14 protein-coding genes, 1 pseudogene and 1 riboswitch are annotated in these 16,255 nt (G+C 26.9%); of the genes and pseudogenes, 1 reads left to right on the top strand and 14 read right to left on the bottom strand.

Features of this window, described 5'->3' with window-relative positions; genetic code table 11:
• The 9 genes and pseudogenes from A500_RS10965 to fliB all read right to left on the bottom strand — a co-directional run.
• Positions 1–575, bottom strand: a 575-nt coding sequence (locus tag A500_RS10965; RefSeq protein ID WP_016207654.1) for a hypothetical protein, incomplete at its 3' end; no start/stop codon positions are given.
• A gap of 119 nt (positions 576–694) precedes the next feature.
• Positions 695–1,741, bottom strand: a complete 1,047-nt coding sequence (locus tag A500_RS21325; protein ID WP_016207653.1) for a family 4 glycosyl hydrolase — start codon at positions 1,739–1,741, stop codon at positions 695–697.
• Positions 1,738–2,016, bottom strand: a complete 279-nt coding sequence (locus A500_RS21730) for a family 4 glycosyl hydrolase (RefSeq protein ID WP_016207652.1) — start codon at positions 2,014–2,016, stop codon at positions 1,738–1,740. Before A500_RS21730 ends, A500_RS21325 begins: the two co-directional genes overlap by 4 nt.
• A 55-nt stretch (positions 2,017–2,071) precedes the next feature.
• Positions 2,072–3,628, bottom strand: coding sequence for a PTS transporter subunit EIIC (locus A500_RS10955; RefSeq protein ID WP_016207651.1), 1,557 nt, complete (start codon positions 3,626–3,628; stop codon positions 2,072–2,074).
• Positions 3,629–3,853: 225 nt separating this feature from the next.
• Positions 3,854–4,594, bottom strand: coding sequence for a MurR/RpiR family transcriptional regulator (locus tag A500_RS10950; RefSeq protein ID WP_016207650.1), 741 nt, complete (start codon positions 4,592–4,594; stop codon positions 3,854–3,856).
• An 8-nt stretch (positions 4,595–4,602) separates the two neighbouring features.
• The gene (locus tag A500_RS10945; RefSeq protein WP_016207649.1) at positions 4,603–5,739 is read right to left on the bottom strand and encodes an NAD(P)-dependent malic enzyme; all 1,137 of its coding nucleotides are present in this window, start codon (positions 5,737–5,739) and stop codon (positions 4,603–4,605) included.
• Between the two features lie 604 nt (positions 5,740–6,343).
• On the bottom strand, positions 6,344–7,849 hold the full coding sequence (locus A500_RS10940) for a carboxypeptidase M32 (RefSeq protein ID WP_016207648.1): 1,506 nt from the start codon (positions 7,847–7,849) through the stop codon (positions 6,344–6,346).
• Between the two features lie 111 nt (positions 7,850–7,960).
• Positions 7,961–8,731, bottom strand: a complete 771-nt coding sequence (locus A500_RS10935) for a hypothetical protein (protein ID WP_016207647.1) — start codon at positions 8,729–8,731, stop codon at positions 7,961–7,963.
• 198 nt (positions 8,732–8,929) lie between these two features.
• A pseudogene (fliB, locus tag A500_RS10930) lies at positions 8,930–10,089 on the bottom strand (flagellin lysine-N-methylase).
• Positions 10,090–10,489: 400 nt separating this feature from the next.
• Between fliB and hisS the strand changes: the two are divergent.
• A complete protein-coding gene (gene hisS, locus A500_RS10925) occupies positions 10,490–11,788 on the top strand; it encodes a histidine--tRNA ligase (RefSeq protein WP_016207646.1) in 1,299 nt (432 codons plus the stop codon).
• 80 nt (positions 11,789–11,868) lie between these two features.
• On the opposite strand, the gene A500_RS10920 is transcribed toward hisS, so the two are convergent.
• The 5 genes from A500_RS10920 to ribD all read right to left on the bottom strand — a co-directional run bounded on the left by A500_RS10920 (position 11,869) and on the right by ribD (position 15,755).
• Positions 11,869–12,243 (bottom strand): hypothetical protein, encoded by a 375-nt coding sequence (locus tag A500_RS10920; protein WP_016207645.1) that lies wholly within the window; start codon positions 12,241–12,243, stop codon positions 11,869–11,871.
• A gap of 73 nt (positions 12,244–12,316) precedes the next feature.
• Positions 12,317–12,778 carry a 6,7-dimethyl-8-ribityllumazine synthase gene (gene ribH / locus A500_RS10915; RefSeq protein WP_016207644.1) on the bottom strand — a complete coding sequence of 154 codons (462 nt, stop codon included), beginning with the start codon at positions 12,776–12,778 and terminating at the stop codon, positions 12,317–12,319.
• 23 nt (positions 12,779–12,801) lie between these two features.
• Positions 12,802–13,995, bottom strand: coding sequence for a bifunctional 3,4-dihydroxy-2-butanone-4-phosphate synthase/GTP cyclohydrolase II (locus tag A500_RS10910; RefSeq protein ID WP_016207643.1), 1,194 nt, complete (start codon positions 13,993–13,995; stop codon positions 12,802–12,804).
• Between the two features lie 13 nt (positions 13,996–14,008).
• Positions 14,009–14,662, bottom strand: a complete 654-nt coding sequence (locus tag A500_RS10905; RefSeq protein ID WP_016207642.1) for a riboflavin synthase — start codon at positions 14,660–14,662, stop codon at positions 14,009–14,011.
• Between the two features lie 4 nt (positions 14,663–14,666).
• A complete protein-coding gene (gene ribD / locus A500_RS10900) occupies positions 14,667–15,755 on the bottom strand; it encodes a bifunctional diaminohydroxyphosphoribosylaminopyrimidine deaminase/5-amino-6-(5-phosphoribosylamino)uracil reductase RibD (protein WP_016207641.1) in 1,089 nt (362 codons plus the stop codon).
• Between the two features lie 212 nt (positions 15,756–15,967).
• A riboswitch (FMN riboswitch) is annotated at positions 15,968–16,083 on the bottom strand.
• Positions 16,084–16,255 lie beyond the last annotated feature (172 nt).

Below are 16,255 nucleotides of genomic sequence, written 5' to 3'. Positions count from 1 at the left end.
TCTTTATTATCTATAATTTTATTACTTATTATTTCATTATTATTTGAAGTTTCTTTTAAAATTCCAAGTTCATCTTCAGCAACTTCTTCAATATTTTCTATAATCTCTTTATTATCAATACTACCCAAAACTTCTTTAGCCAGTAAATCTAAATTATTTTTATAAAAATCGAAGTATTTTCCTAATTCATTTATATTACCCTCAAAAATTGTATCATTATTTTCTTTTTCTTTAAGAATAAAATTGCCGTCTTTAAAACTAAAATCTATATTTAAATTTAAGTTATTTGCTATATAAGTTGCATCTTTGTATATCCCTAGAATTTCAGCCAAAGAAAACTCTTTTATACTAGTTTTATCTTTAACATCTTCTGCTAAATCTTTTCCCTTATCAATTATATTTTCAATATCTTCTTTATCAATACTTAAATTATTTATATACTCAATAAAATTTTCACTATTTAATCCCATAGATTCAAAATTATTTGATGTATTTGCATAAGCACTTATTTTAGCACTTAATAAAAATATTATTACTATAAATATTATAGTTAATAATTTTTTATTAGACTTCATACTTAACCCCTCCTACATCTTTACTTATTATCAGTATTGACATAGAATTATGATTTTTAATCAATTAATAAAATAAAATAATTAAAGTCCTCTAAAATTTTAGAGGACTTTAATTATTTTTAAGTTAAATACCAGTAATCTTTATTTTTTTCCATTAAATCATCTAATACAGCTTTTGCCTTTTCTGGATTTACAATAGTTCTATTTAAAGTTAATGCTTGTAATGCTTTAGTATAATTTTTTTCTAAGAAAGCTTCAACTGTAAGAAGTTCATACGCATGTTGCGCTTCCATTAAACCTTTATAAAATGGTTTAATTTCTCCATATTTATAAGGATTAGCTCCATCTTTTCCAACAGTTCCTGAAACTTCAACAATAGCATCTTTACTAAAGTTAGTTATAATATCATTATTTCTACTCATAAGAATAAACTCATTATGAAGATCATAAGCTATTGATTCAGCAAGTTCAACCATCAAGTCTCCAAATACACTATTTGTAATTATTTCTATATCTTCAATTGAATCAGTATTAGTGGCCTTAGAGCATATATCCCAAACTTCTTTTTCTCTTGAATCCTTTGCTTCATCTGCTCTTGTGTAATTAGGATCACTTTCAGCTACTATTTCTTCTGCAAAGAAATAATATTGAAGATATGTTGTTGGAATATATTCATCAAAGAAGTTCATATATTTATTTACTCTTAAGTACGTATCAAGCCAAGATTTAGAACGCTGCTCTGCATTATAAGGCTTAAAATCATAATCCCTTAAATATGTTCTTAATTCATCAAAATAGTCTTTTCCCTCTGTATCTTTAAGCTCTGTAAACCATCCAAAATGATTTAGTCCAAAATAAGTAGCTCTTAAATTTTTTTGCTCAACTCCTAATATTTTTGAATAAGATCTCATAAGAGAATATGGTTGATCACACAAATTTAAAATTCTTTTATCATCTGGAAATACTTTATCAAGCCCTAATGCAACTATTGCAGCAGGATTTGTATAATTTAGTATCCATGTATCCTTTGAATGTTTACGAACTTGGTTAACCATTTCTACCATTGCGCCAAGAGATCTCATTCCATAAGCAAATCCTCCTGGTCCACAAGTTTCTTGTCCTACTAGTCCATATTTTAGTGGAATTTTTTCATCAAAACTTCTCATTTCGTTTTTCCCAACACGCATTTGACAAAATACAAAATCTGTTTTTCATATGCTACATCTGGATCAGTTGTGAAAATAACTTCTGTTTCACTGCAATAAGCTTTTAATACTAATCTAATATAGTCTTCCATTTTAGACGTTCTTTCATTATCTATATCATAAAAGATGATTTTCTTTAATGGAAATCTATCCTTTAATTTTACTAAGCTTCCTACCAAGGCTGGAGTTCTAGCACTTCCTGCTCCAGTTATTGTGATTATATTACTACTTCTCATTATCTATCCCTCCGCTGTATTTATAATTTATATTAATGTTTTAGTAAATTTATAACTACATATTGTTTAATTCGTCATCTACTGCATTTCTAACAAACTCTACTAAAGGTCCATAAACAATATGAATATGTTTAGATGCTGGGAAGAATATTCCTGTACATCCTGATGTCTCTAAAAGTTTTTGATCTACTATATTAACTTCACCTAAATCTATTCTCAAACGAGTTATACAATTATCTACATTTTTTATATTTGATTTTCCACCTAAGGCTTTTATAACTATCTTAGCTATTTCATCATATCTCTTTTCTTTTATAAGAGTATTGTCTGCTGATGGAGAATCTTCTCTTCCTGGGGTTTTTAAATCAAATTTTAATATTGCCCATTTGAATACAAAATAAACTACAACTGCTAAAATTAATCCTATCAATATAAAGCTAATCCAATGAGTATTTTCATAAAGTAATCCAAATATTGCAAAATCGAAAATTGTACCTCTTATATATCCAATTGCTACATTAGCTAATGATAATACTACTGCTCCAACGCCTATTATACATGCATAAGCTACATATAATAATGGTGCAATAAATACAAATGAAAATTCTAGTGGTTCTGTAACATTACCTAAAAGTGCTGTTAATATACAAGTAATCATTAAAGATTTAACTAACTTTTTATTTTCTTTATATGCTGTTTTGTACATTGCAAGTCCTATAGCAGGGAAAGCAAATAAAGTACATAACATTTGTTGTTGAGCCATAAATCTTGTTAATGATGGCATCATACTCCAATATTCACTAGTTGGTCCTTGATTAAATAAAACTTCATTTAAGGTTGGAACAACCCCTACAAAAGTTTCTCCATTTATAACATATGAACCACCAGCTTCAGTAAATCTAAATAGAGCATTCCAAAGATGATGTAATCCAAAAGGAATAAATAGCCTTTCACCTGCTGCTGTAAAGAATGGTCCTACTGGGCTTAAAAAAACTACTGACAATTTAGTAAGTAAAGCAACTAAAGCCTCCCATATGAATGGTATTGTTAGTCCGATTACAGTCATAATTCCCATTGTTATTATTGGAACTGATTTTTTACCAGAGAAAAATGCAAAAGCAATTGGTAATTCAAGTTTATAAAATTTATCTGTTGCCCAAGCTGCAATTAAACCTGTTACTATACCTCCCAAAGCGTTTACATTCATGGTTTGTATTCCTAATACCTTTATTTGTCCAAATTGACTCATTACTTCAGGAGCTGCTAACTTTCCAGTTACAGTTAACCATACATTCATAGATATTATTAAGATTATATATCCTATAACTGATGCAAATACTGAAATTCCCTTATCTTTTTTTGACATTCCATAAGCAACACCCATTGCAAACATTAGTGGAATATTGTCAAAGACAGCACCTGCTATAGTTCTGATATTAACTAAAATTGTATTTAGAACTTCATTGCCTAGGAATGGGAATCTTGCTATCATATAAGACTGAACAAGAGCTCCTGTTATACCTAATATCATTCCTACTGGAGCCATAACTGCAATTGGTAGTAATAAGGTTCTACCAAACTGTTGAATTTTTTGACTAAATTCTTTTGACATTTCGCCTTCCTCCATTTATTAAATTATATATTTATGAATACCTTTTCTTTAAAGAGCGCTCTTTTCATTTTCATTGTAATCGGTATAAACAAATCTTTCAATAAGTCTAAGTGATACTCTTTTCTTTTGTGAAGTCTAAGGTCATAAGAAATGACCTAGGTCTTAAAAATTATCTAAATAGCAAATCTTATAATTCTCTAAAAAAATAGCTCGCAATTTTGCGAGCTATCTATTAGTAAACTCTTTAATAGAATTTACTAACATTTCAATTACTATAAACATACCAATTCTAGATATGCTATCATTAAATTTTGTTTCTGTATCACTAGATACACAATGAAGAGTATAATCACTTATCTTAGATAATTCATTATTCCCAAAGGAAGTAATCCCTATTGTTTTGCAACCTTTAACTTTAGATATATTAGCTACCTCCAGTATCTTTTCTGTATTTCCAGATAATGAAATTAAAATAACTAATTCATCACTTTCTAATGTATTTCCAACTAGAGTTAATAGGTTGTAATCTTTAACAAATATACACTTAATTCCTAAGGTTAATAAAAGATGATTTAAATAATATCCGGCTGCTTTGCTTGTACCTCTTGCAAAAACATAAACAGTTTTAGCTTCCATAACTTCTCTAGAAACCTTTTTATACAAATCAGCTTCTATTACCACAAAAGTTTTTTCAATATTTTGTTTTAATCCATATTGCAAATCTTCTAAAACCTTTATGTCATCTTCACCATTATTATTTGATTTTAAATAATATTTTAAATCTGAAAAGCCTTCAAACCCTAGCTTTTGTGCTAAATTAATAATTACAGTTTTCGAAGTAAATGTTTCTTTAGCTAAATCATTTATTTTCATTTTTATTACTTTTTGTTGATTAGCATAAATATATGTAAATACCTTTTGTTCACTATTAGTTAATTTATTAAATAATTTAGCTAAATTCTCCATAATAACTCCTATTCTTTAAAACTACAAATTACATCACAAACTAAATCAACGATTCTTTTATCAAATACACTTGGAATTATATTTTCACTATTTAATTCATTTTCTTTTATACAATTAGCAATTCCTTTAGCAACTTCTAATTGCATCTTTGTAGTTATTTTATTAATACGTGCCTTTAAAGCTCCCTTTATTATTCCTGGAAATACCAACAGATTATTTATTTGATTAGGATAATCACTTCTTCCTGTAGCAATAACCTTTACATTTGCTTCCTTAGCTACCTCAGGCATTATTTCTGGAATTGGATTTGCTAGTGCAAATATTATAGAATCAGCATTCATTGACATTACTATTTCCTTTGTTAAAATATTTCCAGCACTAACTCCTATAAATACATCCGCTTCTACTAATGCATCTTCAAGAGATCCATCCTTATTTCTGTTAAATTTTACAGCGCATTCCATTTGATATTTATTACTTGCATTATTACTTGTGATTATACCATATCTATCACAAATTACAATATTCTTAAAGCCTGCATCGTATATTAAATTAGCTATAGCTATCCCTGCAGCTCCTGCTCCATTTACTATAATCTTCATATTATAATCTTTTCTTACTACCTTCATAGCATTTAGAAGTGCAGCTAATACAGCAATGGCAGTACCATGCTGGTCATCATGAAAAACAGGTATATCACAAATTTCATTTAATCTTTCTTCAATTTCAAAACAACGAGGTGCACTTATATCCTCTAAATTTATCGCTCCAAAACTTCCTTCTATAAGTTTTATTGTATTTACCAAAACATCAACATCATTATCACTTATACAAATAGGAAATGCATCAACACCTGCAAATTCTTTAAATAATACACATTTTCCTTCCATAACTGGCATTGCTGCTAGTGGCCCAATATTTCCAAGCCCTAATACAGCGCTTCCATCAGTAATTACTCCAACTAAATTAGATCTCCTTGTATATTTATATGAAGCATCTTTATCCTTTTCAATTTCTAAACAAGGATATGATACCCCGGGAGTGTATGCTATTGTCAGATCTTCATTGTTATTTACAGGACATCTACTTATAACTTCTATTTTTCCTTTCCAATTTTCATGAGCTTTTAAACTTTTTTCTTTCATAAAATATCCCCTCCTTTATCTGTATAATAGAATCTTTTCATAAATCATTCAATAGAATTGCTACATTTAAGACCTAAGTATTTTTTATAAACTGAAAACATATAAAAACCTACATGAATATTAATTTTAATTTTCTTTTATTTATGTATAATTATATATAAGAAAATAAACTAATGATTTTACATTATTTCCCAGAAAATAAATTTAAACTTTATTTAACTTATATATCTAGTTATGAGATAATATAATAATCCAATTACATTTTACGTTATTTTCATTCATGGAAGCTAGGAATTAATGCTAAGAAAATTTAATAATTCAGATAATATTTACTTACTTTTTTAAGTAAGTAATGGTGAGGTTTTAAAATTTATTGATAGAAACCTAATTGAAAGTATTCAAAAAGCAAGATAAATTAAATAATAATTCTTAAATTTTTAGGTAAGTTACTTTAAAATGCAAGAATGAGATAATGGAAACTATTTGTTTATGATATTGAAAAAAATAATAATACATATCTAGAAACTGTATAGTATAAATAAACTAATGGCTAATGATGTATTATTATCTTTAGCCATCAGTTTATTTATTATAATATGAAATCCTATTTTATATTATATATTTTATAATATTTGTTTTTCAAATAATCTATAAAATATTTTGGATTAAGATCTTCCCCTGTTATATTCTCTATAAGTTCATTTGGAGTATATACTGCACCATGTACATGTACTTTTTCTTTCAACCAGTTAGTTATTTCAGTTAAATTTCCATTTTTCACTTCATCCATTACTTCTGGTTTCTCCTCTAAAAGTTTATGGAAAATTTGCGCTCCATATAAATTACCCAAAGCATAACTTGGAAAATATCCAAAGGATCCATCTGACCAGTGAGTATCTTGAAGTACTCCTTCACTATCATTCTTAGGCTCAACACCTAAATATTCTTTATACTTTTTATTCCATAAACCTTTAAGATCATCTACTGTTATTTTTCCATTAATTAATTCTTTTTCAATTTCATATCTTATTATAATATGAAGTCCATAAGTTAATTCATCTGCTTCTGTCCTAATTAATGAAGTCTCAACATAGTTCATCGCTTCATAGAATTCGTCTAAAGTAACAGCTTTGAAATCTTCAAAATATTTTTTAGCTATAGGTAGTAAATATGAACAAAACTCTTTACTTCTGCCTAATATATTTTCATAAAATCTTGATTGAGATTCATGTATTGCCATAGAAGATCCTGTTTGAAGACCTGTATTTTCTAAATTATCACTTATATTTTGTTCATAAATACCATGTCCACCTTCATGAATAGTACTAAACAAAGCTGAAGTAAACTCATCTTCATGATAATTAGTAGTTAATCTTACATCCTTATTACCAAAGTTTGTTGTAAATGGATGGATACTTTCATCTAATCTCCCAGCACTCAAATCAAATCCTATTTTTTCCAAAATTAATAAAGATAAATCCTTCTGCTTTTTTGTGTCAAAATTTCCAAATAAAAAGTCACGTTTTATAGTTTTCTTGCTTGATTTTAAATTATTTAAAATTTCGATTATTCCATCTTTTAGCTCTGAAAATATCTTATCTAATTTGTTAGTGGTAAGTCCTAATTCATATTTATCTAAAAGTGTATCATACTTATCTATTTTATATCCCCAATAATTAATAAATTCCTTTTGAAATTCAACTACTTTTTCTAAATGAGGTTTAAATATTTCAAAATCATTTTCTTTTTTAGCTCTTTCCCAAGCTAATTCTGAATTGCTACAAACACCAACAAAAGCTACATATCTATCCTTTGGTATTTTTTTGGTTTCATTATAATTTCTTTCAAGCTCCTCTAACATTCTTCTTTCTTGAAGATTCATTTCACTTTTATTCTGTGATAAGTCTTTTATAAATTCTCCAATCTTAGGGCTGGTAATCATTTTAAAGCTTTCACCAGACAAATACTCTAAAACCTCTGATCTTGATTCTCCTGCTTTACTTGGCATATTAGTTCTCATATCCCAATAGATTAAGCTAAGTGCTTGATTTAATTTTTCATACTGACTTAAATAACTCTTTACTTCTATTATTTTTTCTTTTAAATCCATAACAGTTCTCCTTAATTCAATTAATATAAATTAGCAATTATATAAATACTTAAATTATAAAGGATTTTTCTTATTATCAGTATAATACACTTCTTTTTTCTACTATATTCATTATAATTGCTTATCCAAAGTTTCTCTTATAAATGCCGGAAAGAATTTTGTTAACTCTGAATGATTCATATATTCCTTAATATCTTTAATGGTATTAATTCCTAAGTTATCTAACTGATAAACTAAATGTTTTATGTCACTATCATAAGTTTCTTCATTTATAGAATAATGAAGATATACTGAGTTATTATTATTTCTATTTTCATCTATTTTTATTTTCATAACTCTATTCAAATATTCAACTGAAGATTCTTCTGAATCTCCCATTATATAATTTAATATATTTTGGTGTCCTGGTAAATTTAAATAATCACCTAGCATGTACTGAGGAGCTCCGCTTATAATAATACTATCTTTTATGCCTATACCAAAATACATTGCTGCATATCCCCCCTTACTAGAGCCTATAAATATACTTCTCTTTATATTTAATTTCTGGATTACTTGATTTATTAACAAATTAACATCATTTTGAATAGCAAAATCTTTATTTTTACCTAAATAATATGCACCTCTATTATCAAATCCAAAATCATCTAAAATAAAAAGCTTATTGCATTTATACTTATCTAAAGTTCTTACATAGTTGTATCTTGCAGGCTGCCCTATTTTAGTGCATGCTGTAAAAATAATTATTAGATTATCTGAACCAGAAGCAATATTTAATACGTACTTTATATTATATTTTTCTCCATTGAATACTCGTTGCTTAAATTTAATCATAGCTTTAGATTTAAACAAATCAATAGCTTTATTCATCTTATTAATCATTTTATCCCCATAATACCTTTTTATTATTATATTCTCTCAAGAGTAATGTAAAATGTAAAACTAAAAGTAACTTAATAGTTATTTATATATTTATCTATAAATATACCACAATTTACCTACTACAACCAATATATTTAGTATAAGAATAAAATTTATTAAAAATAGTATAATTAATTGCTAATTTACTTTTCTGTTTTTTTATAAGTTTAACATTACAGTTAGTAAGTTTTCGATATTAAACACCTTATTGGTTTCAAATACCATTTCCAAATTTTCTATATTTTCTTCTAAATGCTCTATGTCCTTTGAATAAGTATGTGCTATATCTACCATATCTTCTTCTTTAAATTCTCTATTTTCTAAAAATCTTACTACTGCTAATTCTTTTATCATAATATAACTTATCACTGCAAATTTTATTTTAGCTAAAACATCATAATCAAAAACAGATTTCATAAAATATCTAAAAATATAATAAACTAAAATTTGTTCAAAGTGGTAGTTTTTCTCCTTGTAATGTTCATCAAACTTTTCATGAAAACTTAGGTAAATCTCTTTATCCGTATCACTTTGCCAAAAATATCTTAGTGCATCTTCTATTCCCAAAATATCATTAGGCTTTATATGTTTTAAATCTTTAAATACATTAAGTATTTCTTTCATATTATTATATTTTTTATATTCTTTTCCTTTATAATTCTGAAGATTTTTAATAATTTTTTCAATAAATTCTTCAGCTAAATACTTATCTTTTATATTTTTAATAGATTTTATATCATTTAAATCTATTTTTTCTTGAATTTCATTTGCAAAAATAAGGGCTAAAGAACATCTAATATTTAAATCTAAACTTCTATTTTGCAGTATATCAAACACTACTTTTCTGCATTGCATAAGACTTATATACAGAGTTGGATTTATATCATTATAATTATTAACTTCTTCATCATTTTCACTTAATTCAAATATTACTCTTTTTGATGATCTTAATATTATTCTTGCAGCTTCAGGGCAAGACAAAGATATTCCCATTTCACGAAGATTACCGAATTCTTCTAAATAGCGAGGGTATTGTCTACATGTATAGCAAAGACTATCCCCCCTAGGTTACTATATATATCACATAAATTGTCTTCATTTAAAAAGGAACATCTATCACCTTTTAAAACAAATATATTTTCATTATCTTCATTAACTATTTTACTTCTTAATTCTTCTCCAAACTTACCTTGTACAGATAAATAATTTTTATAACTTTCCTCATCTATAACTATTCCCCATCCTGCACAACAAGTATCTTCACATTTATCAGCTATACATTCAAATTTATCAAAATAATCTGGCTTTCGTATTTTCATTTTAACCCTCACATCATATGTAATTTATATTTTTTATAACAAATTAATTTTAATACTCATTATTAATACCTTCAAGCTTTTATTAATTAATAAATTTTGTTGAAGGGAAATTCAAAATAGTTTATAATTAGTATAATAAATTTAGGAGGAAATAATATGAAGGCATTGAAGAATTTATATAAATTAATACATCATCATTGCTAGAGAGACTTGTTCTTGTAAAAAGAGTGCAGGTCTATTTTAAGTGGGCTTGTATCTCTAGGCTATGATATGCTAATGCAATCATATTTTTGTAAGTCATGTGGGATATTTGCCTGCATGGCTTTTTGATTTAGGATTAAATATGTACTAATAATAATCTTGAATTCTTATTTTTAAAATATAAAAGGAGAAATTAAAAATGAACAACTATAAAATTAAACCAAGTATCTTACCAGGATTTATGGAATTATTACCTATAGAACAAAGAAAATTCAATGATATGGTAGAAAAAATTACAAAAGTATATGAAGAGAATGGATGTTTACCTATAGATACTCCAATTATAGAAAAAGCTGAAGTTTTACTTGCTAAAAGTGCTGGAGAGACAGAAAAGCAAGTTTATGCATTCCAAAAAGGATCTAATAACTTAGCATTAAGATTTGACTTAACAGTTCCTTTTGCTAGATATACATCTCAATATTTTAATGAGTTAACATTTCCATTTAAAAGATATCAAATAGGTAAGGTTTATAGAGGAGAACGAAATCAAAGGGGTCGATATAGAGAATTTTATCAATGTGATGTTGATATTATAGGCAAAGATAAATTAAGCGTAAAAAATGATGCATTAGTTATTAATTTAGCATCAAAAGCCTTTCAATCAATAGGATTAAAAAATTATAAATTTCAAATAAGTAATAGAAAAATATTATCTGCTTTATTAAAGTCATTAAATATAGAAAATCCTGCTGATGTTATGATATTAATAGATAAATATGATAAGATTGGGAAATTATCCTTTGAGGAGGAGCTAAATAAATTAGTAAATGAAGAACAAGCAAATATGATAAACAAAGTTATAAGTATAAATGGCTCTAAGAACAAAGTTTTAGAAAAATTAAATTCATTAAGTATACAAGATGAAAAATTTATCATGGGTTTGAATGAGCTTAAAGAAGTTATTACTACTTTAGAAATACTTGGAGTAGATGATAGTGAGTATATAATAAATTTAAAAATCATAAGAGGCTTAGATTATTATACAGGAACAGTATTTGAAACTTTGCTAACTAATAATGAACAATATGGATCCATTTGCTCTGGTGGCAGATATGATAACTTATCAGAAAATTACACTACTAATATATTGCCCGGAGTTGGTATTTCAATTGGTTTAACAAGATTATTTTTTGTTTTAAAAGAGATAGGATTTATTGAAAATTATAAACTTCCATCTAAGGTTGAGTATTTAATTATTCCAATTGGAGATACGTTGAAATACTGTGGCCAAGTATATACAAGACTGTCTCAACTAAAAAAGTCTGTAGAAATATATTTTGAAGATGATAAATTAAAGAAAAAATTGAATTATGCTGACAAAATGGGGATTCCAAATGTTATTCTTCTAGGTGAAGATGAAGAAATAAATAAGACTATAAATATCAAAAATATGGATACTGGAAATCAGGAAATAATAGACCTTGAAGATATCATTTAAATAAATACCTTCTTTTCTTATAAGATAGCCTAATAAGAAAAGAAGGTATAATATTTTCAATTATAAGTATTTTTATATTATCAAAATAGCAATATTAAGTCTATAAGACTATTTGTATATTTGAGTAATTCATCATAATTAAAATGATTAGTAAACTTAATAATTCCTTCTAGACTACTCTTGAAATTTCTTAGGTAATTCAATAAATAACTTTTACTATTAGCATATCCTGGAATAAAAGAATCATTTTCAATACCATTAACTATCTCATCTATTATTATTTTAGATTTTAAAGCTTTAACATTAATTTTAGTAATAAAATCATCTGTAAAAGTTATGTTATTCTGAATGTTTTGTCTCATAATACCTGTTATTTCTCTTAAAGAATATATTTCATCGTTTAAATTAACATAACTCTTTTTACCAATTATCTTTTCTATTAATTTTCTATCCAAAACGTCCTCCTTAAAACAAACTAAACTTACTATAATTTTAATGTTATTTAGGATAGCTTTCAATAGGTTAAATTCATATTGATCTTAATAAATTTGCCATTTCAATTGCCGACATAGCGGCATCATACCCCTTATTTCCTGCTTTCGTTCCTGCTCTTTCAATAGCTTGCTCAATAGAATCAGTAGTTAAAACTCCAAATATAACAGGTATTTCACTATCTAATGAAACTGATGCAACTCCTTTTGATACTTCAGCACATACATAGTCAAAGTGCGGTGTTGATCCTTTTATAACTGCTCCTAGACAAATAATCGCATCATATTTTTTACTATTTGCCATCTTCTTTGCTATTAAAGGGATTTCAAATGCACCTGGCACTAAAGTCAGTTCAATATCATTTTCATTAACACCATGTCTTTTTAATCCATCTAATGCTCCATCTACTAACTTAGAAACAATAAAATCATTAAATCTTCCTGCTACTATTCCAATGCTCAAATCTTTTCCAACTAAGTTTCCTTCAAATACTTTCATTTTTTATACCTCCAAAGTTATTATTATAAAATATGATTCATTTTTTCTTTTTTAGTTTTTAAGTAAAAATTATTCTCAGCATTTGGTCTTATTATTACTGGAACTATTTCTGATACCTTTATTCCATAACTTTCTAATCCTTCAACTTTTTTAGGGTTATTAGTAATAAGCTTTATATTATTTACTTTCAAAGATTTTAATATAGAAGCTGCAATATCATAGCTTCTTAAATCTGGGTGAAACCCAAGTTTTAAATTAGCCTCTACAGTATCATATCCTTCTTCTTGAAGCTTATATGCTTTAAGCTTATTTATTAAGCCAATACCTCTTCCTTCTTGTCTCATATATAATAAAATTCCAATACCTTCTTCTTTTATACTTTTTAACGCGAAATCTAATTGTTCACCACAATCACATCTTTTTGATCCAAATATATCACCGGTTAAACATTCGGAATGTACTCTAACTAGTATGGAATTAACATTTTCAATATCTCCAAGTACTAAAGCCACATGCTCTTTACCAGAGACTTTTTCAGTAAATCCATACATTTTAAAATTACCATATTTAGTTGGCATTTTAATTTCTGCTTCAGTTTTAATTAGTAGTTCTTCTTTTTGTCTATATTTAACTAAATCGTCAATTGTTATAAGCTTCAAATTATGTTCCTTTGCAAATTTAATTAAATCATTTGTTCTAGCCATAGTTCCATCATCTTTTATTATTTCACAAATTACACCAGCCTCTTTTAACCCAGCTAGTCTTGCTAAATCGACAGCCGCTTCAGTATGTCCACGTCTTTCTAAAACACCATTGTCTTTAGCTATTAATGGAAACATATGTCCTGGTCTTCTAAAATCATTAGCAATACTATTTTCATCTAATAACTTTTTTATTGTTAATGCTCTTTCATGAGCAGAAATTCCAGTAGTAGTATCTATATGATCTACAGAAACTGTAAAGGCTGTTTCATGATTATCTGTATTTACGCTAACCATGCCTTCTATATTTAATTCATCCGCAATATCTCTTTTTATTGGCATACATATTAACCCTTTTCCATATGTAGCCATAAAATTTATAGATTCACCAGTAACCTTTTCTGCTGCCATTAAAAAATCGCCTTCATTTTCTCTTCCTTCATCATCAATTACAATAATTATTTTACCTTCTTTAATATCATTAATTGCTTCTTTTATTGAATTAAATTTATACATTGAAATTATCCTCCTACATGAATCCATTATCTTTCAAGAAATTTTCATTTATTTTAAATTCTTTTTTTATCTCTTTATCATTAAAGCTTATAAAGCTTTCTATATATTTACCTACAATGTCACATTCGATGTTTACAAAGTTTCCAACTTTTTTCTCCATTAAAGTAGTTTCACTAATTGTATGGGGTATTATGGAAAGTAAAAACTTTTCATTGTCTACATATGCCACTGTTAGGCTTATTCCATCAATAGCGACCGAACCTTTTTCAACTATATATTTAATAACAGAAGATAAAGGTTTAACAGCTATGAGTGTAGCCACTTCATCTTTAGCTATAGATGTTATTTCTCCTATACAATCAATATGCCCACTTACAATATGACCTCCAAATCTACCATTTGCACTTAGTGCTCTTTCTAAATTTACTTTAGATCCTATTTGAAGACTTCCTAAATTACTTCTTTTTAAAGATTCTAAAACAATATCAGCTGTAAACTCAGTAGACATTATACTTGTTACTGTTAAACAAACACCATTTACAGAAATGCTATCGCCTATATTTGTATTTTCTAATGCCTTATTAGCCTGTACTTTTATTTGGCAATATTTAAGTCCCTTTTTAATTTCTCTTATAACACCTATTTCTTCAACTATCCCTGTAAACAAATTATCACCCCCCTATATATCCAGTTAGTAATATATCTTCATCTAGAAGTTTAGCTTTTAAATCAGTAACTTTATAAGCTTTACTCAATAAGTCTATTCCCTCTCCCTCAATACAAGTTTTAGAATCTATTCCACCTATTATTTTAGGAGCAACAAATATCATCACTTTATCGACTATTCCAGCTTTTAGTGCAGAGTAATTCAATTCTCCCCCACCTTCTAAAAGAATGCTATCTATTTCAATTTCTCCTAGTTTTAACATTAAATCATTTAGATCTACTTTATTATTTAATGATTTTGTTATTAACACCTCAGCTCCAAGATTTATTATTATATTCCTTTTATTTATATCTGATTTTTCTGTAGTTGCTATTATTGTTTTATAATTGCTTGAGGTTTTTAATATTTTAGAATCTATTGGAATTTTAAGATTACTATCAACTATAATTCTTATAGGATTTCTTCCACCTTTAATATTACAAGTTAAAGTTGGATCATCCATAAGTACTGTATTTATTCCAACCATAATTCCACTTAACTCATTTCTTAGTCCGTGCACTTTTAATCTTGATAATTCTCCAGTTATCCATTTAGATTCTCCAGTTCTAGTTGCTATCTTTCCATCTAAAGAAATAGCAGATTTTAAAACAACATAAGGTTTTTTAGTTTTTATATATTTAATAAAAATTTCATTTAGCTTTAAACATTTTTTTTCTAATACTCCAATCTTAACTTCAATTTTAGCGTGTTTTAATTTTCTAATACTTTGCCCAGAAACTAATGGATTTGGATCTAAACTTCCTATTACAACTCTAGAAACTTTGGAAGAAATTAATTTATCTACACAAGGAGGCGTTTTACCATAATGAAAGCAAGGCTCTAATGTTACATATATAGTTGAGTCCTCAACACTTTCACTTGAATTATTTATGGCTTCTATTTCAGCATGATTTCCACCATAATTTCTATGATATCCTTGCCCTATTATTTTCCCATTTTTTACAATAACAGCTCCAACTAATGGATTAGGGTTAACCTTACCTTTTCCTTTCTTAGCTAATTCAATAGCTAATTGCATGTACTTTTCATCCATCTTTTAACTCCTTCTCTTTATTTATAAAGCAAAAATGCTCTGAGTAAATCTATCCCCAGAGCATTAAAACACAATAACATAAATAATCAATATAAATAAAAACTTTTTATTTTGCATAAAAAATAATATTAGCTCTGAAATATAAAAATATTTCAGAGCTAATATAACAGTATAACAAACAAAAGTAATTATAAATAAAAATCACTTAAATACATTATCTTCTTCCATCCAGACTTTACTGTCGGCCTCGGAGTTTCACCGAATCATGCTAAAATAGCTCGCGGGCTTTACCGCCGGTAGGGAATTTCACCCTGCCCTGAAGATTTATTCAATTTTATATTGTTATTTTATTATCATTTCTATTTATTGTCAACAATAAGTTTTATAAAAATTAAATCTATATAGTTTAATATTCAATTATTTTCTCTTTATTCGTACACTCATCTATTAAATTTAATAGATCTTAATATTCCACTTTTAAGTGTTTTAATATAAATTTA

Source organism: Clostridium sartagoforme AAU1 (genome assembly GCF_000401215.1).
GTDB classification, from domain to species: Bacteria; Bacillota; Clostridia; order Clostridiales; family Clostridiaceae; genus Clostridium; species Clostridium sartagoforme.
Note: the sequence above shows the minus strand (reverse complement) of the source record. Positions and strands in the feature narration are given on the sequence as shown.